Source organism: Bradyrhizobium sp. HKCCYLS3077 (assembly GCF_051167555.1).
Classification (GTDB): Bacteria; Pseudomonadota; Alphaproteobacteria; order Rhizobiales; family Xanthobacteraceae; genus Bradyrhizobium.
In genome coordinates this window covers 1,291,878-1,316,130 of sequence record NZ_JBNPTH010000001.1, presented here as the reverse complement: position 1 = coordinate 1,316,130, position 24,253 = coordinate 1,291,878, and the positions used below count along the sequence as shown (strand labels likewise).

Below are 24,253 nucleotides of genomic sequence, written 5' to 3'. Positions count from 1 at the left end.
CATTGCTCCGCTGCAGTGCAGCCCATATAGATGAGAAGTTGCTTTGGTGATTTCGGAAAGGTGGCGCGATGGATCGCCTGGAGGCGATGACGGCGATCATTGCAGTCGCAGAGACGGGCTCGATCTCGGCCGCATCGCGCCGCCTCAAGCTTCCGGTGGCCACCATCAGCCGCAAGGTCTCGGAACTTGAAGCCCGCCTGAAGGCGCAATTGTTTCAGCGCAGTTCGCGCCGCGTGACGTTGACGGAGGCCGGACGCGCCTATATCGACGCCTGCCGGCGCATCGTCGAGCAGGTCGAGGACGCCGAGCGAGAGCTGTCCGGCGAGTACCGCATCCCGCGGGGCGAGCTGGCAGTGACGGCGCCGTGGGGGCTCGGCCACACCCATCTGCTGCCGCACACGATCGCCTTCCTCGACGCCCATCCGGAGATTTCGCTCCGCCTGAAGCTGACCGATACCGTCGTCAACATCGGCGACGAGAATTTCGACGTCGCGGTCCGCGTCGGGCCGCTGCCGGAGAGCAGCATGATCGCGACGCGCATCGGGTCGATCCGCACCGTCGTCTGCGCCAGCCCGTCCTACCTGAAGGCGCGCGGCCGGCCGAAGAAGCCGGCCGATCTCGCCACGCATCAGTGCATCACGATCGACGACCACAAGACGCCCGCGGCGTGGAAGTTCGTCGCCGGCAACCGCACCCGCGTGGTCCCGATCACGTCGCGGCTGTGCGTCAACACGTCGGAAGCCGCGGTGCTCGCGGCGATCGACGGCGCCGGCCTCGCGCGCGTGATGTCCTACAAGATGGAGGCCGCGCTGCGCGCGAAGCAGCTCGAGATCGTGCTCGACCCGTTCGAGCCGGCGCCGCTGCCGGTGCACATTCTCTATCCGCCGCGCAAGCCGATGCCGCTCAAGCTGCGCACCTTCCTCAACTGGATGACGCCGCGGCTGAAGGCGCAGTTCAACGCACCAGGCTCCGCCTCGTGACGCTGCGGCTGCTTCAGCCGCGTCAAGAGGCGGCACGCGCAGGGCAGCCGCCTGCCCGCCCTCCGCCCGCGGCGCTTGCGGAAGCCCGGGGAATGTCCGTATTGTAAAGCGGCATGCTCCTGTCGCTGTCTTCCGGCGCGTCCTTGTTCCAGACCTGGATGCCGCAGCCATCGTCCACCGGACGATCGTCTTCGCTCGCCGGGCGCGTCGACATCATCGAGCCAGCAAGCGACCGCGCCAATATGAGGGAGCCTTGACTGTGTCCGCACCGGAAAGTTTCCCTATCGACAAGATCCACGTTCCCGAGAAGAAGCGCAAAGCGCTGAAGCCGGACGTGGTCGACGCGCTGGCCGAGAGCATCCTGGAGTCTGGCCAGCGCGAGCCGATCCTCGTCCGCCGCGACAAGGATCATTATGTCCTGGTCGAGGGCCTGCACCGCCTGGAGGCCTGCAAGGCGCTCGGCGAGGGCGCCATCACCGGCCTTCTGATCTCGGCGGAGGACGCGCGCCTGCGCGAGCTGCCGCCGCCTCCGCCCGATCCCGAGCGCGAGAAGATGGAGCGGCTGCGCAAGCTGCGGCTGGAGAAGGAAGAGGCCGACAGGCTCAATGCTGCGTCGCGCGGCAGCGCCAGCGCCCACGCTGCGACACGTCCGCGCGGTCCCGCGGACACGCCCCGCAAGGACCGCAGCGGCGCCGCCAAGCCGGCCCGCGCCGCCGCAGCCGCGCCGAAGACGCTGTCCGACTGGATCAAGCAGCAGGAGCGCAGCGGCGGCCGCTACTGACGCCGCCCGCGCCGCCTCTCTCCCATCGTCATGGCGGGCCACGAGCCCGCCCGGACTACCAAGTTGCGCGCGCCTGTGCGATCGTTCCGTCTCGGCCCGGCTGATCAGGCCCGCCGCTGCAATGCAGTTCACTCTTATCCCCCATTCCCCGATCAAGAGGACGCCCATGCCGACCGCCATCTATCCCAGCCTGAAAGACCGCACGGTCCTCGTCACCGGCGGCGGCTCCGGCATCGGCGAGGCCATCGTGCGCAATTTCCTCGACCAGGGCGCGCGCACCGCCTTCATCGACATCGACCGCGAGGCCTCGCAGGCGCTGCTCGCGAGCCTGCCGTCCGATGCAAGCGTCCATTTCGAGCACGCCGATCTGCGCGACATTGCAGCGCTGCGCGCCGCGGTCGAGGGCGTCCGTCGCGCCTGCGGCCCGATCACCGTGCTCGTCAACAACGCCGCGCGCGACGACCGCCACAGCATCGAGGACGTCACGCCGGACTATTGGGACGAGCGCATGGCGGTCAATCTCAAGCACCAGTTCTTCGCCGCGCAAGCGGTGGCGCCTGACATGCGCGCGGCCGGCATCGGCTCGATCGTCAATCTGGGCTCGGTGAGCTGGGTGCTCGGCCAGGGCGGCATGCCCTGCTACACCACAGCGAAATCCGCCATCCAGGGCCTGACGCGTTCGCTCGCCCGTGACCTCGGCCCCGACAACATCCGCGTCAACTCCATCCTCCCCGGCTGGACCATGACCGAGCGCCAGCTCAAGCTGTGGCTGACGCCTGCGGGCGAAGCGGAGCTGATGCAGCGGCAATGCCTCAAGCGCAAGATCATGCCCGACGACATCGCCCGCGTGGTGCTGTTCTTCGCCTCCGACGATTCCGGCGCCTGCACCAACCAGAACTACATCGTCGACGGCGGCTGGGTGTGAGGTCAGGCTCGCGCCGGTATCGCGGCGCACGAACTTAGTAGTTAGTTGTTCCGTCATGCTCGGGCTGGTCCCGGGCATCCACGTCGTTCTCAGCATGCCGGACGACGTGGATGGCCGGGACAAGCCCGGCCATGACGACGTAGAGAGAGACGAGCCCAAAACGACGATCGTCGAATCGATGTAGCAGGCCTGTAGGGCGGATCAGCGCAGCGTGATCCGCCGCAGCGCGACGCCGTGCATCATCATCTCAGCCGATCCGGACCTGCGCCCTTCCGCGCAGGACAGTTTGACGCGCCTCCGCGGCCACGCACAGCCGGAACGGTCGCCCAGCCCGGCGGTTGCCGATAGGCGCGACGCGGACGACAGAGCCGGGACACGCGCGCATCGCCGGCGTTCCACTGGACGCGTCCGTCTCGCCCCTGGCCGTTACGGCCACATCAGCCACCACACATCATTGGAGTTCCCGATGCGAGCAACCATCGCTGCCCTGTCCGTTCTTCTTCTCGCGAGCACCGTCGGCGTCTCCGCGGCGCCGGTGGCCGCGCCTGCGGAGGCCGGCGCCACGGCGGCCGCGCCGATGCGCCTGGCGCAGCGCGACTACGACCGCGACGGGCGCGGGCATTGGCAGCGCGAGCAGCGGCGCCATCATCATCGCGGCTATGAGCGGCGTCATGGCCCGCCGTCCGGCTGGCACCGCTTCCGCTCCCGCCCGCACGACTATCACCGCCGCGGCTGCATGCAGATCGGCCCCGCGTGGTTCTGCCCGTAGGCCAACCGACATCCGTCTCGCACGGTCCTCCACGGAGCCCGTGCGAGACGGAACGCCCGGCAGCCGCAGCGTGTCCGGCTCGCCGCAACAGCAGGCGCGCGACGACCACCATCAGCATGCTGCACGTGCACCGCCGCGCTGCAGCACATGCCGGTACAGCATGCTCGTCCTCATCAGGACATTGGACGAGCATTGCACCGCCCTATTCGCACACCTATCCTCATAGGGAGAGATCCACGCTGGCCCGCATCCTCGCAAGGAGCGCCCCATGCCGACCGCGACCCTGGCTCCTGGACTGGCCCCCCTCGACGAGACCATCACGATCGCGGAGCTCACGCGCGATCCCTATCCGATCTATCAGCGGCTGCGGCGCGAGGCGCCGGTGCTGCGGGTCAAGTCGGTGGGCCGGACGTTCCTCACCAAGGCGGCCGACACCAAGTACGTGAAGGACAATGCGGCGCTGTTCTCGTCCGACGATCCGAACACGCCGATGAAGCGCGCCTTCCTCGCGCACACCTTGATGCGCAAGGATCACGACGAGCACCGCGCCGAGCGCATGGCGATGATGCCGGCCTTGATGCCGAAGACGATCGAAGCCGTCTGGGAGCCGCTCTACACCAAACTCGCCGCTGATTATCTCGGCCGCCTGCCGCGCGGCGACATCGTCGATCTGTTCCCCGCGCTCGCCGGCCCCTTGGCCGCGCGCATCCTCGCGCATGTCATGGGCATTCCCGACGCCAGCGACGCCGACATGCAGCGCTGGTCGCAGGCGCTGATCGACGGCGCCGGCAATTTCGGCTGGACGCCGGGGCCGTTCGACGCCACCGACGTCGCGAATGCCGAGATGGACCGCTGCATCCGCGCCAACATGGCGCGCGTGCGCAACGAGCCGGACTCCTCCGCGCTGTCCTTCATGGTCAACGCCAAGAACCCCATTCCCGACAGCCAGATCATCGCCAACATCAAGATCGCGATCGGCGGCGGCATCAACGAGCCGCGCGACGCGCTGCTGACGATCCTCTACGGCCTCCTGACCAACCCGGACCAGCTCGAAGCCATCAAGGCGCAGGACAAATGGCGCTCAGCCTTCGAGGAAGGCGTGCGCTGGGTGGCGCCGATCCAGGCGAGCTCACGCCTGGTCATGGAGGACACCGAGATCCGCGGCTGCCTGATCCCGAAGGGCGACACCGTGATGACCATCCAGGCCTCCGCCAACCGCGACGAGGAGCTGTTCGAAGACGGCGAGCACTACAACGCGCTGCGCGAGCCCAACCCCCACCAGGCCTTCGGCAACGGCCCCCATCACTGCGCCGGCGCCCACCTCTCCCGCCGCACCGTCGGCACCATCCTGCTGCCGATGCTGTTCGAGCGGTTTGCGCGTTTGGAGCTCGTGGATGCCGCCAGCGTGCGGTGGCACGGGTTCGGGTTTCGCGGCCCGCTGAATTTGGTGGTGGGGTTGCGGTAGGATCGGGCCGAGGGTAGTTCGACCGTACTAAAGATCAGTCCTCCAAGGACAACTCAACGCTACAAGTTAGGCTCGCATATCTCTCAGAGGAACATTAGAAGCATTGACCGACGCAAAATTAACAATGGGCACCAAACCCGCGAGTGCCCTCCGCGAAACGAACACCGGGATGGCTATATGCGGCGGGTTGCATGTATGGCAAAAGCCGGAGAAACGCTCCACCGAACGAGCATTAACCGCGCTCCTTCGTCTATACGCTTTGGATCATGTAAGACGCTGTTTGAGCCCCCCCCTCTCGGGGGTTTCGACGCGATCGACGGGAGGATCAACATTATTTCCCTGGTAGCGGCTAGCTTCGAACAGGAACCAAATGCGACGTTCGGTCTCATCGATGAATCTTTCAAGGATGCTCGCGCTCGCGAAGTCGCCGACCTCATCGCACAGCAAATGCGCATTGCGCATCTGGGTGGCAATGTGCTTGTTGTCCAACATTAGCTCGCGCAGCATTTCACGGGCAGGGACGTGGTCCTCATTGTTGTCTTTGATAGTCTGCAGCTTGGCGACCTGACTGATCGACTTCAGGGTCGAGCCGCCAATCTTACGTACGCGCTCGGCAAGTTTATCGGTGCTAGAGAAGATCGCATCTGAATGCTCGTCAAGCATCATATGATACTCATGGAAGTTTCGGCCACTGATGTGCCAATGAAAGTTCTTGGTTTTTAGGTAGAGCGCGAACGCGTTTGCCAGAAGCACGTTGAGCGCCTCCGATACCTTCTGGACCCCGTCGGACGAAAGGTCGGTCGGACTATCGATATCGAGCCGCCCGACTGTATCAAATTCGAGAAGCCTCGCAAGTTCCTGGGCTTCATACAAAAAGCGAGCGCATCCTAGGTCGGTGAATAATTCAATTGCTCTACCCACCTGCTGGACTAAGAGGGTACGATCTTCTTCGGAAATTCGGCGCGACCGCACCAATATCTTCCCTCTTGCGATGAGAGTGGCTGTGATCTCGACTTGATTGCCTATTGCGGAAAATACGCGCTCTGCTTGGTTCAGCGAATCAAGAGAGGGTTGAATTCTCCCCAGAGCTGCAAGGGCCAACCCCTCTTCGCGCAAGCTCGTTGCCTGCCCGAACAGGTCGCCTACCTTCCTGAAACCATTTTGCGCATCACTAAGAAGTTGCAGGCCTCTCTCAGGAGATCCAGCTCGTATCTCGCAGGCAGCCGTCCATAATTTGCAACCTGCTTCACCTGAAGCGCTACCCCACCGTTCGTAAAGACCTGCCGCTTCGGAAAGCTTTTGAATTGCCTCGGAATACTGGCCCCGCTCAAAATGGAGAAATCCTTCGTTTTTTAGGCAATTAGCAATCCCCTGCCCTTGATCGACCGCGCTGTAAATCGCACTCGCAAGATCTAGATGGCTTTGCGCAGATCCGAAGGCCCCATGCATTGAAAGTAATTGAGACAAGGCTACTCGGGTGTTTGCTTCGCCGAGAAACCCTCCTTGTTCCTGAAAGCCCTGAAGAGCTTCATCGAGCAGGGCTCCTGCCATCACCAAGTCGCCTCTGAACAAACTTATTTCGGCTAAAGACTTTGTGCAGTGCGTCGCCGAAATGGTAAGATTTAGCTCCGAAGAAATGTTGCGCGCTTGCAGAAAGCGGTCAGAGGCGATCCCTAGCATATCTTGCTTAAAAGCAGCGCGCCCCAAGGCACGCAATGCATCAGCAACGCCATGGGAGAAGCCGCTATTGATGAAGATTCCAAGAGCTTCATTAAACTTAGATTCGGCCTCGCTAGTTGAACCGAGGTTCAGCAAAGCTAAGCCATAGCGGAGACAGATCTCACCTCGCAAACGAGAGTTAGGCCACTCGGCGGAGCTTAGCGCCTTGCCGAGAATCTCAGCCTCTTCTCGGGGGCGCCTGCGATAACCAGGACGGAACAAGTCGAAAAAATCTAATGCAATGGTCGAGGCCTCGGTCTCACCTAGACGCGAATACTGCTCCCGCCCCTTGTCAGCCAGCTTACCAAGGACATCGTAGGCGAATAGGGGCTCAGACTTGAGATCGAGACCAAGTTCTACAAGCATGCCAAGACCACGTAGCGGTTCGTAGGCGAGCGTATGATAAGTCTCCTCAACACGGTCGAATATATCTCCGCCGTTGTCCGCGACCCGCCCCAATATACGTGCGTAGATGCCGCTGAGCTCAACGTACTGAAAACGGTCTACAGATCGTAGAACAAGACCCCTGACGTCGTTTGGCACCGCCCACGAGCTGTCTTGCCATCGCTCGACTAAATCGTAGCCGCTCAGATCAGAGATGGCCTCGTTCCAGTCTATATCCTGTTCTAAGCCCGCAAGCTCTTCTATGATCTCCGCGCTAATCCAATGGGGAACCGATAGCCATCGCAGTGCAGTTGCCGAGCGCCTTCCAATGCGCTCATCTACGGCCTTTATAAACTCCGCCCCGCGATCATCGTTCATAGCTACTCTACTTCCAACATCTTAATCCTTCGCATGATCAAACCGGGCGCACCCTCATGCGCGAAAATCAATCCATTTAAGAACGCCTTTTTTTCCTCAATTGCCTCGCCAGGAAGTCGACGCCTGAGAGCGGCAACTACAGGCAGCCAATCCCCTTCTTCAGTCACGCCGGCCAAACTCAATTGGAAAGATGTATCCGGCGCAGCTCGCGCCTTGACCGTTGTCATCGGCAGATCTCTTCCGCAGACGATGAGGCGTACATAACTGATATTACTCAGCGTGCGTATAAGACTTCGATCGAACCAACGATCAACTAGATTCATCAATCGATGGTCGTATCCGTCAAACACAAGAATTAATGCGCCAAGCACATCACGAAGATTCTCAAGGTCTTTTGCGAAAGCGGATGTAAGCTGAATTGACGTGATCAACCGATCATCATCGGTTTCTTGGGCAAGCACCTCCACACGAATATTAGTACCTGAAATGGTATTGTTGTTTGCATTGGCCTGGAGGCGACGTTGCTGAGCACGCCGGACCTCAGCCTCAAGATGAGGGAAGTTCTCCGGGCCCAAGGCGGAGCTGATTTCAACGAGTATCTCCAAGGGAGACGGAATATCTCGCCGCTTGTCAAGCTCAACAACAACGAACTTAGAATGGGCTCTCCACTCTGGACTCACGCATTGGATCAAGTAGCTTTTGCCGTAATTCTCACCGCCCTCCAGAAACAACACTCGCAACGGACACTCTGGATTCGCCAGTTCGCGGATCTTCTGACGAGGCTCTTGGTAGTTCGCGATAATCGGATGGGGCATGCTCAAGCACGTTAGTTTGTTTTTGCACTTATCTCATTACCTTCGCCTTCAACATCATTTCGAGCAGCGGTTGCAGCAGCGCCTTGCGCAACAATTTTGTTGCCCTTACCTCTAGCTCGGTTGTCCACGACGGTGGCTCCAGCGACATCTCCTTTAACCTCTCCTTCCACGAACTTGCCGAACTTTATGCGACCGTGCGAAAACCTCTTTCTCATCAAAAAAGCAAAAATAACTAACGCGAGTATTACGGCGCCAATCACTAGGGCAAGGGTAGTATCCACGACAATCCTCCCATTACCTTACGTCAAGGTTCTGATTATCTTGCCAACTATAACGGCCAAAAGATAGTGTCTACACCTATGATTGAGCGACAATTTCGATGGCAGGGAAGCAATGGTTCGAAAGCGAATGTTGGGCAATCGGTCGGGAAAAAAGTCGACCAGCCGCAAAAAGGGCTCACCGATCAAAAAATCGAAGCACTCGAAGATAGCAAAAAAAGTCGGAGGAAGCGCTAAGAAAGCCCTCGCTAAGAAAGCCCTCAAGGCAAAGAAGGGAGTAAAGAAGAGGCGCCTCGGGGCGAACGAACCCACGCTGTCTGATGTTTTCGAAACAAGCGAAGGTTCCTTAGGTAAGGATGACGAGCCTTATTAATTCAATCATGAAGATGAGCTTGGCTGGAGCCCAAGACGCGCAGCGTCTTGCGGTTACAGCGCACTCAACCGGGACAGGAACTTGGCCTTGAAAGCTTCCGTCCATCGCCCCGAACTGTCTGATACGGCTCCGCGTCCGCCAAACGGCCCGTCGTGCCAGTTTGTCGCATTCCGTCGGGCAAATCCGGCCTTGTGTCGTCGGGCAAATCGGATCGACACTCTCCGCCGTCTCCTGCTCACTGAAGGGGCGTTTCGCGATCGTCACGGACCGTGGAGCGGGAGATGCGGTGGCCGCTTGGGGTCGCAGTGCGCGTTTCGCGTGCGGACGAACGAACCCTTCGCGGACGGTCAAGCCGTGTGGTCCCGACACCCCGACGCTGGTGTCTTGGTCGGCGACATCCCGATGACGGGGGCAAGCAAGCCCGGTCCCCTGGGAGAGCACGGAGCAGCCGTTCAACCCACCGCGCAGGGAAGGCCGGTTGTTCGGCCAATCCTGTGGTGACTGCCGCCTGCTTTTTTGTCTGCAGGCGGGCCATGGGTGCGGCCTGCACCCGGCCTTCCCTGCGCCCTTCTCTAGAGAGGGCGTGCCTGAGAGCAAAGCTCGGACGCGCAAACGCGCCGCGAGGCCAATCAAGCGCGCCGCGAGGCGGAGACGCCATGGCTGGAGGGTCGGAGATCTCGAGGGTCGGGGAATCCTGGGAGTCGGAAGGCTCGGCGGCCGGAGATCGAGACTTGCACGCCGGGAATGGCGCTCCCGCACGGCTGCCGCGCCCGGGCTCCTTGAAGACATTATGGTTTCCGTGGGGATCGCGATAGACTGGGCGCTTCCGCCACCAGAAAGTCCCCGCCTCCATGCGAACCAATTCCCTGCAGAGCAAAGACATCGCCCACCAGATCCATCCCGCGACCAACATGCGGCGGCACGAGCGCATCGGGCCGATCGTGATCGACCGCGGCTCCGGCATCTATGTCTATGACGACGAGGGGCGCGAGTATATCGAGGGGCTGGCGGGGCTGTGGAGCGTGGGCGTCGGCTTCGGTGAGAAGCGCCTGGTCGAGGCCGCGACGCGGCAGATGGCAAAGCTGCCCTACTACCACATCTTCGCGCACAAGACCCACGAGCCCTCGACCCTGCTGGCCGAGAAGCTGGTGGCGATGACCCCTGCCAATCTGAAGCACGTGTTCTTCACCAGCTCCGGCGGCGAGGCCAACGATTCCGCCATCAAGTTCGTCTGGTACTACAACAACGCGCTCGGCCGGACCGAGAAGAAGAAGTTCATCGCCCGCCAGGGCGGTTATCACGGCATCACCATCGCCGCCGGCAGTCTGACCGGCCTTCAGGCCAATCAGCGCGGCTTCGACCTGCCGCTGCCGTTCGCGCGGCATCTCACCTGCCCGCATTACTACCGCTTCGGCCTGCCCGGCGAGAGCGAGGAGGCGTTCACCGAGCGGCTGGCCAAGGAGCTCGAGGACCTGATCCTCAGCGAGGGCTCCGAGACGGTCGCCGCCTTCATCGGCGAGCCGCTGATGGGCGCCGGCGGCGTGATCGTGCCGCCGGTGAACTACTGGCAGCGCATGCAGGAGATCTGCCGCAAATACGACGTGCTGGTGATCGCCGACGAGGTCATCAACGGCTTCGGCCGGCTGGGCACGCTGTTCGGCTGCGACAGCTTTGGGATCAAGCCGGACATCCTGGTCTGCTCCAAGCAGATCACCTCGTCCTACCAGCCGCTCGCCGCCGTGCTGATCAGCGACGAGATGTACCAGGCGATGGCCGACCAGTCCGACCGGCTCGGCACTTTCGGCCATGGCTATACCGCGAGCGCCCATCCGGTCGCGACCGCAGTGGCGCTGGAGAATCTCGCGATCATCGAGGAGCGCAATCTCGTCGCCAACGCGGCCGAGGTCGGCGCCTATCTGCATGAGAAGCTCGCACGCCTGGCCGACCATCCGCTGGTCGGCGAGGTCCGCGGCCGCGGCCTGATCGCCGCCGTCGAGCTGGTCGCCGACAAGGCGACCAAGGCCCGCTTCGAGCCGGTCGGCAAGGTCGGGCTGAAATTCTTCGACACCGCCCACCATCACGGCCTGATCATCCGCAATGTCGGCGACAGCATCGCGATCTGCCCGCCGATGATCATCACGACCGCCCAGGTCGACGAGTTGCTGAAGCGCTTCAAGGCAACGCTCGACGATGTGACCGATTGGGTCGCAGCCGGCATGCCGGAGGGGTGAGAAATGGGGGCTGGAAAGTGAATGCTGAGAACTGAGGGCTGAAAACTGAGGGTTGAGAAACCCGCCTCTCCGGGCCTTCGTTCCTTCGCGGGGCGAAGGCAACGGAATTGGCGCTCCCTAGGGGAATCGAACCCCTGTTTCAGCCTTGAGAGGGCCGCGTCCTAACCGCTAGACGAAGGGAGCGTGAGGTGAACCGCATAGCCTTGAACGCGCCGCGCCGCAAGACGGGGGATGGGAGTTTTTTGGGGGTGGTTGGGAGAGAGTCCCCGTGGGGGACCCCCACCCCCAACCCCTCCCCGCAAGGGGGAGGGGGGCGGACTGCCCGTGGTGAAGGGGAGCGGGTCTCAATGGGGACGAAAACGGCCGGCCGCGGGGGCGATGGGCTCCCTCTCCCGCTTGCGGGGGAGGGTTGGGGTGGGGGCGCCGCGGCGGCGGTGCGCGTGGAGAGAGTGTCCCCCACCCGCATCGCATCTCGCGATGCGATGCGAGCTCTCAGAGCGAGCTTCGCTCGTCTCGCCCCGCAAGCGGGGGAGGCGCTGACTGCCCGAGGCGAGGGAGAGGGGCCAAAGCGGGGAGACAGATGGCCAAGGCGGAAGAGTTGGGCCGAAATCGCCGGACGAAACCGCCCTGCCCCTTACGGCTCAACCGCGAAGCGGAGGCGGCCGGTGGGTTTGAGGGTTTTGGCGTCGAAGGTGCGGATTTCGGTGGCGCCGGCGATGTCCACGGTCACGGCCAGGCGGTCGCCGGCGGTGCCGGTGGCAACGATGCGGGCGCCCTTGGGCAGCATGGCGGTGAGGTCGGGGCCGGACGCGGAGCTTCCCTCGCCGCGGAAAAGGCGATAGCCGATGGCGACTAAGAGCACTGCGATCGCGACCGAGGTGGTCACGCCCGCGATCATCATCATGCGCCGCAGCCGCGCCATCAGCTGGGCCTGCTCGGGCGAGGACGGCTCGGGCGCAACGGTAGAGTTCATGGACATCTCGACTTCACAATCCCACGGTCTGATGACGGTCATCGTCGCCGGCGACGAAGGCTCGCCGCGGCTCGATCGCGTGCTGGCAGCCAAACTGCCGGAGCTGTCGCGGTCCCGGCTGAAGGCGCTGATCCTGGCCGGACAGGTGTCGCTTATTAAAGGGAGCCTTGGCGCGGCGGCGGTGCGGGACCCCGCTTATCACGTCACGGCCGGCGACACGATCACAATCGACGTACCCGAGGCCGTCCCGGCCGAGCCCGCCGCCGAAGCGATTCCGCTTCAGATCGTCTACGAGGACGACGACATCATCGTCATCGACAAGCCCGCGGGCCTGGTGGTGCATCCCGCCGCCGGGCACGAGAGCGGCACGCTCGTCAACGCGCTGATCGCGCATTGCGGCGCCAGTCTCTCAGGCATTGGCGGAGTCAAGCGGCCGGGCATCGTGCACCGGCTGGACAAGGACACCACCGGGCTGATGGTGATCGCCAAGAACGATATGGCGCACGCCTCGCTGAGCGCGCAATTCGCCGACCACGGCCGCACCGGCGCGATGGAGCGCGGCTATCTCGCCTTCGCCTGGGGCCTGCCGCACCGGCCGCATGGCACCATCAATGCGCCGATCGACCGCCATCCGCATGCGCGCGACAAGATGGCGGTGCGGCCGAAGGGGCGCGAGGCCATTACCCACTACCAGGTGCAGGAGAGTTTTACCGGCCGCGACGGCAAGCCGGTGGCGTCGCTGATCGCCTGCCATCTCGAGACCGGACGCACCCACCAGATCCGCGTGCATCTCGCGCATCTCGGCCACCCACTGATGGGCGATTCCGTCTACGGCCCGCATTTCAAGACCAAGGCGAACCAGCTCGCGCCGGGAGCGCGGGCGGCGCTGGAGTCGCTGGGGCGGCAGGCGCTGCATGCCTATCTGCTGGTAATCGAGCACCCGCGCACGGGAGAAATAATGCGCTGGGAATCGGAGCTGCCGGAGGATCTTTCACTCCTGGAGGAGGCGCTGAAAGCGGCGCTATGACGCAGGCCGTTCAGAAAAAGGCAATCATGTCAAATTCTTAATGCGCTCACACGGGGTCGTGACCCCCGGAATCCTTCCACCGGGAAGCGAAAATGGTGTATGTTGCGCCTGCGTCGAATGGTCGACGCATGGAACGTCGCAAACCGGTTGGCTTTAACCAAGTGACCGCTTTGCCTGGCCCGCCGCTATCGGGGGCCTGAACCCAACTGGAGGGCGCTCAATGGCCCGTACAGCTACACTGCCGGTTCTCAATGGAGAATCCGGACTTGCTCGCTACCTCTCCGAGATCCGCAAGTTCCCGATGCTGGAACCGCAGGAGGAGTACATGCTCGCCAAGCGTTGGCGCGAGCATGACGACAGCGACGCAGCACAGAAACTCGTCACCAGCCATCTCCGACTCGTGGCCAAGATCGCCATGGGCTATCGCGGCTACGGCCTGCCGATATCCGAAGTCGTGTCGGAAGGCAATGTCGGCCTGATGCAGGCGGTGAAGAGGTTCGAGCCCGAGAAGGGCTTTCGCCTCGCCACATACGCCATGTGGTGGATCAAGGCGTCGATACAAGAGTACATCCTGCGTTCGTGGTCGCTCGTGAAGATGGGCACCACCGCGAACCAGAAGAAGCTGTTCTTCAACCTGCGCAAGGCCAAGAGCAAGATCTCGGCGCTGGATGAAGGCGATCTGCATCCGGATCAGGTCAAGCTGATCGCGAAGCGCCTCGGCGTGACCGATCAGGACGTGGTCGACATGAACCGCCGCCTCGGCGGTGACGCCTCGCTGAATGCGCCGATCCGCGACGACGGCGAAGCGGGCGAATGGCAGGACTGGCTGGTCGACAACTCGCCCAACCAGGAAGCCATCATGGCCGAGCACGAGGAGTACGACCACCGCCGGCAGGCGCTCAACGGCGCGATCGGCGTGCTCAACGCGCGCGAACGCCGCATCTTCGAGGCGCGGCGCCTGGCCGACGAGCCGATGACGCTCGAGGATTTGGCCGCCGAGTTCGGCGTGTCGCGCGAGCGCGTCCGCCAGATCGAGGTGCGCGCGTTCGAGAAGGTGCAGTCCGCCGTCAAGGGCGCCATCGCCAAGCAGGAGGCGGCGGCGCTGGAGGCCGCGCACTAGCGGCGCGGCTGGCTTGAAGGTGGTTTTTGGATGCGATCGGAGCCGGCGGAGACGCCGGCTTCTTGTTGTGATCAGTCCGGCATGGCGCGCGCGAGCTCGGCGAGCGCACAGCCCTCGCAATAGCGGGCGTCCTTGTAGTCGATCCAGTTATGCGCATAGATCCGCTCCCGCGGGATCTGATAGCGCAGCCGGAGCAGCTTCGAGAGGATGCGCCACGCGGCGATCTGGGCCTCGGTGGCGGGCGTGGTGACGTCGGGATAGTTGCCGGCGAACTCCACGCCGATGGAATTGTCGCGCACGACCTTGCGATAGGTCGGGCCGTTGTCGATATAGCGGTTGTCGTTGCGATTGGCGCCGTCGCCATGCAGCGTCACCAGGGTTTCCGATACCGCCCAATACACCGTGCCGTCGGTTTCCACCCACAGGGTGACGCCGCGTCTCTTCGGGTTCTTGGCCTGCGCCATCGCCCCTGCCCTCGCCGATCCGGCCGGGCCCTCGGTCTGGTGGACGATGATGTTGGTCCAGGGATGCGCTTGGTCCGGCGCGCCCCACGGCGCCAGCCAGACGATTTTCAGGCCCGGGATCTCCGGCGTGCCGGAGGCGCGGGCGAGCGCGGCGAAATCCTCCGCCGCCGCGGCGGGAGACAGAAGAAGCAGCGTCAGCGCTGCGTGGAGGAGGAACGAAAGCGGCGGCATGGCCGAAGGATAGCACCGCTACTCGGCGGTGGCATCCTGGCGAGGAATGAGGATGGCCTCGATCTGGTCCGGCGCCAGCGCCGGCGTATCGGGCCGGCCGTCGAACACGGCATAGCGGTTCTTGCCGTCCTTCTTGGCCGCATACAGCGCGTGGTCCGCCCGCGCCATCAACCGGTCTGGAAACGCGCCGACGTCGTCGCTCCATTCGGCGACGCCGATCGAGACCTCGATCGGCACGTCGTCGCCGGCGCAGGCCTCGGCGTCGTCGCGGCAGACCTGCAGGATCCGCCGCGCGATCATCGCGCCCTCGCGCGAGGACGACGCCGGCAGCACGATGCAGAATTCGTCGCCGCCGGTGCGGGCCAAGAGGTCGCCGGGCCGCAGCCGGGTCTGGGCCATCAGGGTGAAATGCTGCAGGCAGGCATCGCCCGCCGCATGGCCATGGGTGTCGTTGATGAGCTTGAAGCCGTCGAGGTCGATCACCAACAGCGCGAACGGTTTTCTCGACCGCTCGGCGCGCGCGCACTCCTCGGCCAGCCGCTGCATCAGGTGGCGACGGTTGGCGACACCGGTGAGGTCGTCGAGCAGCGCCAGGTCAGCGACCTCGTTGCGCAACCGGTCCACCGCCATCAGCAGGAGGCCGAAGTTGAGCGACATCGACAGGAAGATCAACAGCAGCACCGCGGCCGCCTGGCCGTTGCTCGAATGACCGAAGTTGAAATCCGCGCCGATGAAGCCCGCGATCGACCGGCCGATGAAGACCGCGGTGATGAGCAGCGACAACAGTCCGGCCAGCCTCGCGCCGGGATTGATCGGCCCGTTCCGCGCATCGAGCACCAGGCGCGCGATGATGACCATCGGGATGGTCTGCCCGATCGAATAGCTCAGGATCCGGAGCGGGCTGCTGTCATAGACATGGAGGAAGAAGATGATCGCCGCGCAGCTCAGACCGACCACCGCGAAGCTCAGCCGCCAGGATGGCTTCTTGCCGTAGAAGCGCTCCACGCCCATCGCCGCAAGGCAGATGGCGAAGGTCATCAGCAAGCCCCCGGCGAGCAGCGCCGTGAACGATCCGAAATAGAACCGTCCGAGCGCAAACAGCGCGGCCGGCGCGCACATGAAGGACGAGGCCGTCCAGTAGCGCGCCGATTCCAGGTTGGGATAGCTGCGCATGACGTAGGCCCAGATCAGACCCAGCGCCAGGAAGTTGACCACGAAAGCGGTCCACAGCGTCGGAACGCTCAGCATTCCCGCCGCAGGACGCCGCAGGTCCTCTCCCCGATATCAAGCAACGTCGCGCTCATGAGCTACCCTGTGTTCGGCGGCAACATGCGCGCATCGCGCTTAACGGTTCCTCAAGCGCACAACCAAGGTTGTGCCTTGGTTTTGAAACAATGAAGACACCTTTTACCCGCTGCTAACCTTGTGCCGCCCCGGCACGATGGACCGCGCGCGCGAACGATTGCATCGAGCTGTGGATAAGAAGAACGCCCCAGGTGACAGCGTGAGGCAGAACTTCGCGAATCTGCTGGGATCAATTCCCGAGGCCGATGCATGGCTGGCGTTCGCCTGCGAGGCCTCGAAGTCGCGTTGCAATCCATCAACTCCTGACGAGGATTCCATGGCGAAGAAGGCGAAGAAGGCCGCGAAGGCCACCAAGAAAGCGGCGAAGAAGACCAAGAAGGCCGCCAAGAAGAAGTAGCTGTACTGCCTCCCGGGTGGGAGCGCAGCCTCCCACCCGGTCCCTGCCACGTTCCCCTCAATGGTCTTCTAAACATCGCCGGCCCGCCGGGACTTAGGTCAGGACCCAGGCAGCCAGAGGATCAGGCGATCGGGACTGCTCCTCACTCGCCCAACCGCCTCTGGAGTTCGGGCGCATGCTTGAGCGTCACCTCGGCTTCCCTCAACACGTCCAGCGGCGCCCAGGGCTTGCTCCAGAACTTGATCCCGCCGGGCAGCGGCTGCGACAGCGGCCGCCCCGAGGTCACGACAATGTTGATGTGGGGATGGCGCGCCCGCGCGATATGCGCGAGCTCGACGCCGCTCATGCGGCCCGCGAGATTGACGTCGGTCATCAGCAGCACGACGCGGTTGCCGGGCTTGTTCAACACCAGCTCGGCCGCCTCGGCGCTCTCGCACGCGATCACGTCGTACTCGCTCTCTTCAAGCAGCAGTGCGATCATCTCGCGCTGGGTCGGATCGTCCTCCACGATCAGCGCCGTCGCGCGAAAGGGCTGCGACTGTCCCATGCAAAAACCTCCAAAAATCTGCCTTTCCAAAACCCGACGTAGGTTAAAAGCAAACCCGGCGGATGGTTCGGTTCCAATGCGAAAAAGTGACGCAATGTGACTGCGGCAATTTGGAACCGCAGCGAAGCGCTTGGGGGAGAATGCGGCAATGACTGGCATCAATGGAGCGGCGGCGGCGATCACCGGAGCGGCGAGCGGCATCGGCCGCGCGCTCGCGCTGGAGCTGGCAGCGCGGGGCTGCGATCTCGCGCTTGCCGACCGGGACGAGCCCGGGCTTGCAAGCCTTGCCGATGAGCTTGCATCGACGAGGCGCAAGGTGACGTCGCACAAGGTCGACGTCAGCGACCCCGCCGCCATCGCGCGGTTCGCCGACGAGGCGACGCGGGCTCATCCCGCGCTCAACATCGTCATCAACAATGCGGGCGTGGCCTTGTTCGGCACTTTCTCCGAGATCGATCAGTCCGAAATGGAGTGGCTGTTCAACATCAACTTCTGGGGTGTCGTGCACGGCACCCGCGCCTTCCTGCCACATCTGTCGCGACGACCTGAGGCACATGTCGTCAACCTGTCCTCGATCTTCGGCATCATCGCGCCGCCCGGCCAGTCGGCCTATGCCGCCGCGAAATTCGCGGTGCGCGGATTCTCCGAGAGCCTGCGCCACGAACTCGCGGCCGCCAACAGCCCGGTGCGGCTGTCGGTGGTGCATCCCGGCGGCATTGCGACGGCGATCGCGCGCAACGCCCGCGCCGGACATGGCATGACCGACAACGCGCGCCGCGTGCAGGCGATCGAGCGGTTCGAACGTCTCGCCAAGACCAGCCCGCGCGAGGCCGCGCAGCGGATCATCCAGGGCATCGAACGCAACGAGCCGCGCATCCTGATCGGCGGCGATGCACGGTTCATGGATCTGTTGCAGCGTGTGCTGCCCGGCACCTACTGGCGCGTGTTGGCGAAGCGATTGGAAAAGGCGGCTGCGCAGCAGAGCTAGAACGCCGCCGAAATCCTTTCAAAACGGCCGGCCGGCCCGGCTGTGTGTCAAACCACCGTCATCAAACGCAAACAGAAGGAGACGGCATCGGCAGCCGAGGTGCCCTCCGCTTGATCGAGCGCTGGACGCTGCGCCCGCGTGGCGCTGCTGCCCAGTCCAGCCAAGCGCAGGTATGACCCCTTGATTGACGCACGCCAAGCCGATCCGCGCGATGACGGCTCGTTCACAGCGCGACGAGACGTCTGTCCCGCAGGCACCGTCTCTAATCGAAGCACGGCCCGGATCTGGGCGCTGAAGCTCCTGGTCGCCAGCTCCGGCCTCGCCGGTCTGGGTTACGAGATCGTCTGGACGCGCCAGCTCGCCCTCGCTTTGGGCACGGAGATGATGGCCGTGCTCGGCGCCATCGCAGGCTTCTTCGCAGGGCTGGCGCTCGGCGCATTCGCCCTCGACGGCTACATCCGTCGCGCAGCCAATCCGCACCGGCTCTATGCCGTGCTCGAGACGATCATCGGCGTGTGGGGCCTGTGTGCGATCTGGCTGCTTCCTGCGAGCGCACGCGCGCTGGCGCCCGTGTTGGGCACCGCGCCTTCGCCGATCCTGCTGTGGAGCGCGAGCTTCCTGCTGCCGACATTGGTGCTGCTGCCGGCGACGGTAGCGATGGGCGGCACGCTGACGGCGCTCGAACGCATGCTATCGGCCGCGCAGGGCCGGTCGTCCGTCAGCGCCGGCGTCTATGGCGCCAACACCGCCGGTGCCGTCGCCGGCACGCTGCTCTCGACCTTCGTCCTGATCCCGGCCCTTGGCTTGTCGACCACGCTGCTGTGTCTGTCCGCGGTCAACGCGGCGTGCGCGCTGGCAGCCCTCGGCCTGGGCACGCCCTCGCCGGCCCATGCGCCCGCGCGCGCCGGCAGGTCTGCTGTCGCAGACGTCCGCCTGACAGCGACCTTGTTCGTCACCGGCCTGCTCGGCATCGCCTTCGAGGTGCTGGTCGTGCGACTTGCCGCGCAGATGATGCAGGACACTGTCTACAGCTTCGCCTGTTTGCTGGCGGCCTATCTGCTGGGAACGGCTGTTGGTGCGATGATCTGCCAGCGCGTCGGACAGACCATCGCGTTCGGCAGGGCCGCGCTGCTGAGCATCGCGGCGCTGGTCGGCATGGGGACCGCACTCGTCATTCCGTTGCTGGCAGGGTTCGCCGACCGTGCGGCGAGCTTCGGCGTGGCCGGCGAGCTCGGGATTGCGCTGCTCCTGTTCCTGTTGCCGGCGATGGCGATGGGCGCCCTGTTCGGCAGGCTGATACAGGACGTGCGAGACGTCAGCGGATCGGTCGGCTGGGCGGTCGGCATCAACAGCATCGGCGCAGCCATCGCGCCGCTTCTCGCAGCCAAGCTGCTCATTCCCGCCTTGGGCAGCTGGAAAGCACTTGTGCTGGTGGCCACGGGATATCTGCTGCTCCTGCCGCCGCAGCGAGCGCTGCTGCGATGGGCGGCCGTGCCGGCGCTGCTGGGACTGGTGCTGCTGTGGGGCCCCGCTCCCCTGCTCGTCACGGTCCCGCCGGGGGGCAAGCTCCTCGCCATGCGCGAGGGACCGATGGCGACCGCGAGCGTCGTCGACGATGCATCGGGCGCGCGCTATCTCGAGGTGAACGGCCACTTCCGCATGGGCGGCACCAGCTCGGCGCGATCGGATGTCCGCCAGGCCATGCTGCCGCTGCTGCTGCATCCTTCGCCGCGCAGCGCCCTCTTTCTGGGTGTCGGCACTGGTGCCACCGTGCTCGGCGGGGCGCAGATGCCGGACCTCGACGTGCGGGCCGTCGAACTCTCCGCCGAGGTGGTCGCGCTGCTGCCCTGGTTCGATCCCCCCGCCTCGAAGCCGGACAAGCCACCGATCTCGATCGCAGATGCGCGGCGCTTCGTCGTCGCGGATCGGGACCATTTCGACGTCGTCGTGGCCGACCTGTTTCACCCGGCGCTGGATGGCAGCGGCGCGCTTTACACCGTCGAGCATTTCGAGGCCGTCAAGCAACGGTTGGCGGCCGGCGGCGTGTTCTGCCAGTGGCTGCCGCTCTATCAGCTCGATGCCCCGTCGTTGCGCGCCATCATCAGAAGCTTCCTGGCCGTGTTCCCCGACGGCTCGGCGTGGCTGAACCACTACAGCGTCCGCACGCCGATGCTGGCCTTGATCGGCAAACGGACGAGCGGGGTGATCGACCCTGAACTGATTGCAGCACGGATCTCGAATGCCGGCTTGCGTCCGATTCTCCAACCCCTCGGCTTCGAGCGACCCATCGATCTTCTCGGCCAATATGTCGCCGGCGCGGCGTCGCTCACGCGCTTCGCAGGGACGGGCCCGCGCAACACCGATGATTTCCCGTTCGTGACCTTCGACGCGCGCAGCAACGTCCATGCGCTCTCGACACCGCCCTGGCAATTGCTGCTCACGGTCCTGACGGAAGCGAACACCGACGCTGCCGAATTGCTGGCGCCCGTGCAACACGCGATGTGGAATGACCGGCTCGATGCCTATTGGCGCGCGCGCAACCGCTTCATCCAGGCTGGCGCGGCACTGACCGGTGATCCGCGAGGATCGGCGCTGATCGCGGCCGCGACGCCCGGGCTGCTGGAATCGGCCCGCGCCAGTGCCGAATTCGAGCCGGCCTATGCACCGCTCATCAGCATGGCAAGATCGCTGCTCGGATCGGACCGGGCCGCGGCCGAACGCCTGCTTCAGGCCATCGATGCGGCGGCTCCGTCGCGGCACGAGGCGCGCGAGCTGCTGGCGCGAGAATTCGGGCGGTGACGCCTCAAGACGAAAAACTGACGCGATAGCCCCAGCAATCGAGATGATCGGGGATCGCGTTGAAGGCGATCGTGATGCGCTGGTCGCCCTGATTGCGCGGAACCTCGTGATAGAGATAGCTCGGAAACAGCACGAGGTCGCCGGGCTCGGCCTCCGGCAGCACGTATTTTCCGGCATTGAAGGGACCGACAGAGGCGCTGCGCGTGTGATGGCGGAACGAGAAGTCGCTGCCGCCGGGCGGACGCACGAACACGGTGCGGCTGCCGGGATGCGACGGCGTCAGGTAGAAGATGCCGGAGATGAAGCTGTTGGCGTGGGCATGCAGGGTCTGGTTGCCGCCGGTCTCCAGCATGTTCGTCCACATCTCCTTGACCGTCCAGTTCAGCTTCTCGCCGAACAGCAGTTCGCCGAAATCGACGAGCTTCGGCCCCGCCAGGGCGGCGATGGTCTGAAACAGATTGTTGGCACGGGGATCGGCGACCTCGGTATGGAAGAGCTGCCCCGAGCGCAGATTGCTCTCGATCTTCGAACTCCGGATGGCTGCGACCGCAGCATCCTTGAGTTCGGCGCTGAGGAGCCCGGGCGAGCGCATCAACGGTATCGGAAACAGAGCTTCGATCTGGTCCATGTCTGGCAACCTCGCACGCACATCAACGAGGGCGACACTTTGCCGATGAGCATGACAGACGGATGACGGAACGTCGCGAACTTGCGTCGTTGCCGTTCAGCGCGGCGGCACTTCGTCGGCCCGGAGGATGTGAAGCCGCTCGCCCGGCTTGAGACTGTGCGGCCGCTCCCGCACCTCCAGCATGGCGCGCTCGGCCTTCTCGACGCAGTCGTCGAACTCGCCATTGCCGGCTTCGACCAGCGCCTGCTGAATGTCGCGCTCGGCGAAATAGCGCGAGACGTCGTCGGCCGGCAGCACGGCCGCCGCGGCGCGCGCCTGCGCGACGACGGCATCACACGTCTCCTGTGTCGGCTCCTCCTCGTGCGCGAACGCGCCGGAGATCCCAAGGGTCAGGACGATCAGCAGCGGAGCAACGAAACGGGAGATCGGGTCCATGGCACGTCGGAAGGTTCGATCGCAAAGAGAAAGCGCCGGCTTGCAAAGAACCGGCGCTTCCGGTTGTCGTGTCCGCTTTGATCGATTCCGGCAAGCCGAAGACGTCTCGCCGGATCGATCTGCAGCCATCAGTCGCGGTTAAAGGCCCAGCGACCCCAATGGCCCCAGTGACCCCAATGGTCCCAATCGTGCCAGTGGTGATGGCTGTGAGCCAGCTTGCGCGCCAGCTCATGGTTCTTTTCGACCAGCAGTTCCGGCGTGCTGTAGGTGCGAACGAAGATCGGGTTCGCGTAGAACCAGACGTTCGACCAGGCCTGCACGTCATTGGTGACCTTCTTGACGCCGTTCACCGTCCCCAGATGCGACGGGCACGCCGCGTCGGTGCAGCTGACGCTGACATTGTTGAGGTCAAGCAGCGGATTGCCGGCGCTGTCCGACACGTTCGGCGTCGCCGGCGGAATGTTGGTGCCGCGGGCGCGGATGTAGAACGGCGTCTTGCCGGCGATGAAGGTGGTCGTGAAGCTCAGGCGGAGCGAGCCATCGCGCAGCTTGTGGCTCCGCATCTTGGTCGCCTGGATCTGCTTCGCGATCTTGGCCGACGGATTGTAGACGATGGCCGCGCCGTCGACGCCCTTGGCGTTGGCGACCGCATAGCCCGGCGCCCCCGGCGCGATCGGACCGGTGATGTCACCGGTGATCAGATCGACGTGATCGAGATAGGGCTTGTTCAACGGCTGCTTGATGCCGACCGGCAGCAGCAGCGGATTGTTGAAGCTGTACGGGCTGTTGTTCGAGGCCGGAACGGTCATCTCCATCTCGAGCGTGACCTTCTCGCCCGGACGCACGACGAGCGTCTCGCCCATCGTCTTCCAGTCGAAATCCCACTCGCCCTTGGCGCGGAATACCATGTCGGAGTCGATGATCTGGGCGTTCACCGAATAGGAATTGCCCGAGCGCATGCCGTCGATGATCGACTGCTGGTTGAAGCGCCGCTCGTTCGGCACGTAGAGCCGGGTGTACTCGCCAGGGATGAAGTCCGCGGTGGTGCTGGCGTCGCGCGCGCCGTAGATGCCGCGGCTGTGCCAGTCCGAGCTCTGGAACACGAAAATGTTGCGTCCCTCACCGAGCAGGCCGTCCCACAGGCCGCCGACCTTGGCGGTGTAGACGCCGTGCATGCCGTAGGTGCCGCCGCCGACCGCGCCCGAGCCGTAGGAGCCGGAGCCGCCGTTCAGCCCACCCTCGGCCATGTGGCCCGGCGCCTCGATGCCGAAGGCAACCGTCGGGCCGGCATTGTTGAAGTCACGGAAATGCTCGATGTTGTAGCCTGCCGTGCCATTCGGGTTGAACGGGCCCTGGCGCTCGGTGTGGGTCGGGATGGCGTAGGACTGCAGCGGATGGTTGGCCTGCAGCCAGGTGATGCCGGCGACGGCCTTCTGGTGACCCGCGGTGCCGGAATTGTTGACGTTGTCCTTGCCGGCCCAGATCGGGTTGTTGCCGCTGTCGACCGGACCGATCGCATCGGTGTCGGCGCGGTCGAAACGATACTCGAACTCAGCCATCTTGTCGGCATTGCCGTAGCCGCGCGGGTTCTGGCCCGCGATGACCGCGACGTCGCCATGCTCGTGGCCCGGCAGGATCCACTCCAGACCTTCGACCAGCACCTTGTTGTAGGTCGCGGTGCGGCTGACGATCGTCGGATACTCGATCTCCTTGATCGACTGCCAGCGCCACATCTTGGCGTTGGTGTCGGTGCCGTTGGGCGTGCCCTTCAGGCTGGTGATGGTGATGCCGTCGATGGTCTTGCCGAGCGTCTGGCTCCAATAGGTCGTCGTGTTGTCGCCCGGAATGTTGGCGCTCGCATCGCTGAAGCGGCAATCGCGGTTGCCCGAACCGCCGTGGTTGCCGAGCGTGAACCAGTCGAGATCGAAATTGTTGCCGCCGGCGGCCGCCGCGCCCTTGCCGACCGAACGATCGATCGAATAGCCGGCCGCGACCGAACCGTCCGTGCAGGTATTATGGTTGTGCATGTCGCCCGCGACATACGGATTGTTCTTGCTCGTTTCGCCCCAACGCTCGCCTGCGTCGGCGCTCTGCGACAAGGCGAGCGAGACCGAGGCCGCCGTCAGCAGGATTTTCTTGGTGGATGGAACCATTATCGTCGCCCCTGAGAATTCGATCGAACTCTAAACCATGATGACAACGCGTCCCATGCGCCGTTGTCCTTCGCGCCGCGACCAAAGC

At 64.1% G+C, this 24,253-nt stretch carries 20 protein-coding genes, 1 tRNA gene and 1 pseudogene; 11 read left to right on the top strand and 11 right to left on the bottom strand.

The annotated features are described in order from the left end of the window. Nucleotides 1–68 precede the first annotated feature (68 nt). The 5 genes from ACQR0Z_RS05825 to ACQR0Z_RS05805 all read left to right on the top strand — a co-directional run bounded on the left by ACQR0Z_RS05825 (nucleotide 69) and on the right by ACQR0Z_RS05805 (nucleotide 4,920). Nucleotides 69–980 carry a LysR family transcriptional regulator gene (locus ACQR0Z_RS05825; RefSeq protein ID WP_434917947.1) on the top strand — a complete coding sequence of 304 codons (912 nt, stop codon included), beginning with the start codon at nucleotides 69–71 and terminating at the stop codon, nucleotides 978–980. Nucleotides 981–1,239: 259 nt separating this feature from the next. Further along, nucleotides 1,240–1,761 carry a ParB N-terminal domain-containing protein gene (locus ACQR0Z_RS05820; protein ID WP_434918035.1) on the top strand — a complete coding sequence of 174 codons (522 nt, stop codon included), beginning with the start codon at nucleotides 1,240–1,242 and terminating at the stop codon, nucleotides 1,759–1,761. Between the two features lie 166 nt (nucleotides 1,762–1,927). Continuing rightward, nucleotides 1,928–2,686, top strand: coding sequence for an SDR family NAD(P)-dependent oxidoreductase (locus ACQR0Z_RS05815; RefSeq protein ID WP_434917946.1), 759 nt, complete (start codon nucleotides 1,928–1,930; stop codon nucleotides 2,684–2,686). Between the two features lie 466 nt (nucleotides 2,687–3,152). After that, nucleotides 3,153–3,455 carry a hypothetical protein gene (locus ACQR0Z_RS05810; RefSeq protein WP_434917945.1) on the top strand — a complete coding sequence of 101 codons (303 nt, stop codon included), beginning with the start codon at nucleotides 3,153–3,155 and terminating at the stop codon, nucleotides 3,453–3,455. Nucleotides 3,456–3,723: 268 nt separating this feature from the next. Beyond that, nucleotides 3,724–4,920, top strand: coding sequence for a cytochrome P450 (locus ACQR0Z_RS05805; protein ID WP_434917944.1), 1,197 nt, complete (start codon nucleotides 3,724–3,726; stop codon nucleotides 4,918–4,920). 330 nt (nucleotides 4,921–5,250) lie between these two features. Here the strand turns inward: ACQR0Z_RS05805 and ACQR0Z_RS05800 are convergent. From ACQR0Z_RS05800 to ACQR0Z_RS05790, 3 genes and pseudogenes are all read right to left on the bottom strand, one after another. Then, nucleotides 5,251–5,793, bottom strand: a pseudogene (locus tag ACQR0Z_RS05800) (Dps family protein); the annotation flags it as partial. Nucleotides 5,794–7,403: 1,610 nt separating this feature from the next. Further along, nucleotides 7,404–8,216 carry a hypothetical protein gene (locus ACQR0Z_RS05795; RefSeq protein ID WP_434917943.1) on the bottom strand — a complete coding sequence of 271 codons (813 nt, stop codon included), beginning with the start codon at nucleotides 8,214–8,216 and terminating at the stop codon, nucleotides 7,404–7,406. A gap of 11 nt (nucleotides 8,217–8,227) precedes the next feature. Further along, the gene (locus ACQR0Z_RS05790; RefSeq protein ID WP_434917942.1) at nucleotides 8,228–8,497 is read right to left on the bottom strand and encodes a hypothetical protein; all 270 of its coding nucleotides are present in this window, start codon (nucleotides 8,495–8,497) and stop codon (nucleotides 8,228–8,230) included. 1,221 nt (nucleotides 8,498–9,718) lie between these two features. Here ACQR0Z_RS05790 and ACQR0Z_RS05785 point away from each other — a divergent pair. Beyond that, complete coding sequence (locus ACQR0Z_RS05785) at nucleotides 9,719–11,098, top strand: aspartate aminotransferase family protein (protein WP_434917941.1); 1,380 nt, start codon at nucleotides 9,719–9,721, stop codon at nucleotides 11,096–11,098. Nucleotides 11,099–11,206: 108 nt separating this feature from the next. Here the strand turns inward: ACQR0Z_RS05785 and ACQR0Z_RS05780 are convergent. Further along, nucleotides 11,207–11,281, bottom strand: a tRNA-Glu gene (locus ACQR0Z_RS05780). Nucleotides 11,282–11,732: 451 nt separating this feature from the next. Further along, the gene (locus ACQR0Z_RS05775; protein WP_434859932.1) at nucleotides 11,733–12,071 is read right to left on the bottom strand and encodes a hypothetical protein; all 339 of its coding nucleotides are present in this window, start codon (nucleotides 12,069–12,071) and stop codon (nucleotides 11,733–11,735) included. A gap of 31 nt (nucleotides 12,072–12,102) precedes the next feature. Between ACQR0Z_RS05775 and ACQR0Z_RS05770 the strand changes: the two genes are divergently transcribed. Together ACQR0Z_RS05770 and rpoH are read left to right on the top strand one after the other, a co-directional pair. Continuing rightward, nucleotides 12,103–13,098: an RluA family pseudouridine synthase gene (locus ACQR0Z_RS05770; RefSeq protein WP_434918034.1), complete on the top strand. Its 996-nt coding sequence runs from the start codon at nucleotides 12,103–12,105 to the stop codon at nucleotides 13,096–13,098. A gap of 220 nt (nucleotides 13,099–13,318) precedes the next feature. Further along, entirely contained in the window at nucleotides 13,319–14,218 is a 900-nt protein-coding gene (gene rpoH, locus ACQR0Z_RS05765) for an RNA polymerase sigma factor RpoH (RefSeq protein ID WP_434859931.1), read from the top strand. Nucleotides 14,219–14,289: 71 nt separating this feature from the next. Here rpoH and ACQR0Z_RS05760 read toward each other — a convergent pair whose 3' ends face one another. Next, nucleotides 14,290–14,913, bottom strand: a complete 624-nt coding sequence (locus ACQR0Z_RS05760; RefSeq protein ID WP_434917940.1) for a peptidoglycan recognition protein family protein — start codon at nucleotides 14,911–14,913, stop codon at nucleotides 14,290–14,292. An 18-nt stretch (nucleotides 14,914–14,931) separates the two neighbouring features. Continuing rightward, nucleotides 14,932–16,161 carry a GGDEF domain-containing protein gene (locus tag ACQR0Z_RS05755; protein ID WP_434859929.1) on the bottom strand — a complete coding sequence of 410 codons (1,230 nt, stop codon included), beginning with the start codon at nucleotides 16,159–16,161 and terminating at the stop codon, nucleotides 14,932–14,934. 256 nt (nucleotides 16,162–16,417) lie between these two features. On the opposite strand from ACQR0Z_RS05755, the gene ACQR0Z_RS05750 reads away from it, so the two are divergent. Beyond that, nucleotides 16,418–16,615: a hypothetical protein gene (locus ACQR0Z_RS05750; RefSeq protein WP_434859928.1), complete on the top strand. Its 198-nt coding sequence runs from the start codon at nucleotides 16,418–16,420 to the stop codon at nucleotides 16,613–16,615. A gap of 142 nt (nucleotides 16,616–16,757) precedes the next feature. Here ACQR0Z_RS05750 and ACQR0Z_RS05745 read toward each other — a convergent pair whose 3' ends face one another. Further along, nucleotides 16,758–17,162: a response regulator gene (locus ACQR0Z_RS05745; RefSeq protein WP_434859927.1), complete on the bottom strand. Its 405-nt coding sequence runs from the start codon at nucleotides 17,160–17,162 to the stop codon at nucleotides 16,758–16,760. Nucleotides 17,163–17,310: 148 nt separating this feature from the next. On the opposite strand from ACQR0Z_RS05745, the gene ACQR0Z_RS05740 reads away from it, so the two are divergent. Next, nucleotides 17,311–18,150, top strand: coding sequence for an SDR family NAD(P)-dependent oxidoreductase (locus ACQR0Z_RS05740; protein WP_434859926.1), 840 nt, complete (start codon nucleotides 17,311–17,313; stop codon nucleotides 18,148–18,150). A gap of 282 nt (nucleotides 18,151–18,432) precedes the next feature. Beyond that, nucleotides 18,433–20,949 (top strand): spermidine synthase, encoded by a 2,517-nt coding sequence (locus ACQR0Z_RS05735; RefSeq protein WP_434918033.1) that lies wholly within the window; start codon nucleotides 18,433–18,435, stop codon nucleotides 20,947–20,949. Between the two features lie 4 nt (nucleotides 20,950–20,953). Here the strand turns inward: ACQR0Z_RS05735 and ACQR0Z_RS05730 are convergent, their stop codons facing one another. The 3 genes from ACQR0Z_RS05730 to ACQR0Z_RS05720 all read right to left on the bottom strand — a co-directional run bounded on the left by ACQR0Z_RS05730 (nucleotide 20,954) and on the right by ACQR0Z_RS05720 (nucleotide 24,165). Next, entirely contained in the window at nucleotides 20,954–21,577 is a 624-nt protein-coding gene (locus ACQR0Z_RS05730; protein ID WP_434859925.1) for a 2OG-Fe(II) oxygenase family protein, read from the bottom strand. Between the two features lie 96 nt (nucleotides 21,578–21,673). Then, nucleotides 21,674–22,012, bottom strand: coding sequence for a hypothetical protein (locus ACQR0Z_RS05725; protein ID WP_434859924.1), 339 nt, complete (start codon nucleotides 22,010–22,012; stop codon nucleotides 21,674–21,676). Between the two features lie 128 nt (nucleotides 22,013–22,140). Then, complete coding sequence (locus ACQR0Z_RS05720) at nucleotides 22,141–24,165, bottom strand: hypothetical protein (protein WP_434859923.1); 2,025 nt, start codon at nucleotides 24,163–24,165, stop codon at nucleotides 22,141–22,143. Nucleotides 24,166–24,253 lie beyond the last annotated feature (88 nt).

Bases quoted from the DNA above. Each gene is read 5' to 3' on its own strand.
- ACQR0Z_RS05810 (WP_434917945.1), top strand. From the start codon at position 3,153: ATGCGAGCAACCATCGCTGCCCTGTCCGTTCTTCTTCTCGCGAGCACC.
- ACQR0Z_RS05725 (WP_434859924.1), bottom strand. From the start codon at position 22,012: ATGGACCCGATCTCCCGTTTCGTTGCTCCGCTGCTGATCGTCCTGACC.
- ACQR0Z_RS05795 (WP_434917943.1), bottom strand. From the start codon at position 8,216: ATGCCCCATCCGATTATCGCGAACTACCAAGAGCCTCGTCAGAAGATC.
- ACQR0Z_RS05740 (WP_434859926.1), top strand. From the start codon at position 17,311: ATGACTGGCATCAATGGAGCGGCGGCGGCGATCACCGGAGCGGCGAGC.
- ACQR0Z_RS05745 (WP_434859927.1), bottom strand. From the start codon at position 17,162: ATGGGACAGTCGCAGCCCTTTCGCGCGACGGCGCTGATCGTGGAGGAC.
- ACQR0Z_RS05825 (WP_434917947.1), top strand. From the start codon at position 69: ATGGATCGCCTGGAGGCGATGACGGCGATCATTGCAGTCGCAGAGACG.
- ACQR0Z_RS05730 (WP_434859925.1), bottom strand. From the start codon at position 21,577: ATGGACCAGATCGAAGCTCTGTTTCCGATACCGTTGATGCGCTCGCCC.
- ACQR0Z_RS05720 (WP_434859923.1), bottom strand. From the start codon at position 24,165: ATGGTTCCATCCACCAAGAAAATCCTGCTGACGGCGGCCTCGGTCTCG.
- ACQR0Z_RS05785 (WP_434917941.1), top strand. From the start codon at position 9,719: ATGCGAACCAATTCCCTGCAGAGCAAAGACATCGCCCACCAGATCCAT.
- ACQR0Z_RS05755 (WP_434859929.1), bottom strand. From the start codon at position 16,161: ATGCTGAGCGTTCCGACGCTGTGGACCGCTTTCGTGGTCAACTTCCTG.
- ACQR0Z_RS05815 (WP_434917946.1), top strand. From the start codon at position 1,928: ATGCCGACCGCCATCTATCCCAGCCTGAAAGACCGCACGGTCCTCGTC.
- ACQR0Z_RS05760 (WP_434917940.1), bottom strand. From the start codon at position 14,913: ATGCCGCCGCTTTCGTTCCTCCTCCACGCAGCGCTGACGCTGCTTCTT.
- rpoH (WP_434859931.1), top strand. From the start codon at position 13,319: ATGGCCCGTACAGCTACACTGCCGGTTCTCAATGGAGAATCCGGACTT.
- ACQR0Z_RS05805 (WP_434917944.1), top strand. From the start codon at position 3,724: ATGCCGACCGCGACCCTGGCTCCTGGACTGGCCCCCCTCGACGAGACC.
- ACQR0Z_RS05770 (WP_434918034.1), top strand. From the start codon at position 12,103: ATGACGGTCATCGTCGCCGGCGACGAAGGCTCGCCGCGGCTCGATCGC.
- ACQR0Z_RS05775 (WP_434859932.1), bottom strand. From the start codon at position 12,071: ATGAACTCTACCGTTGCGCCCGAGCCGTCCTCGCCCGAGCAGGCCCAG.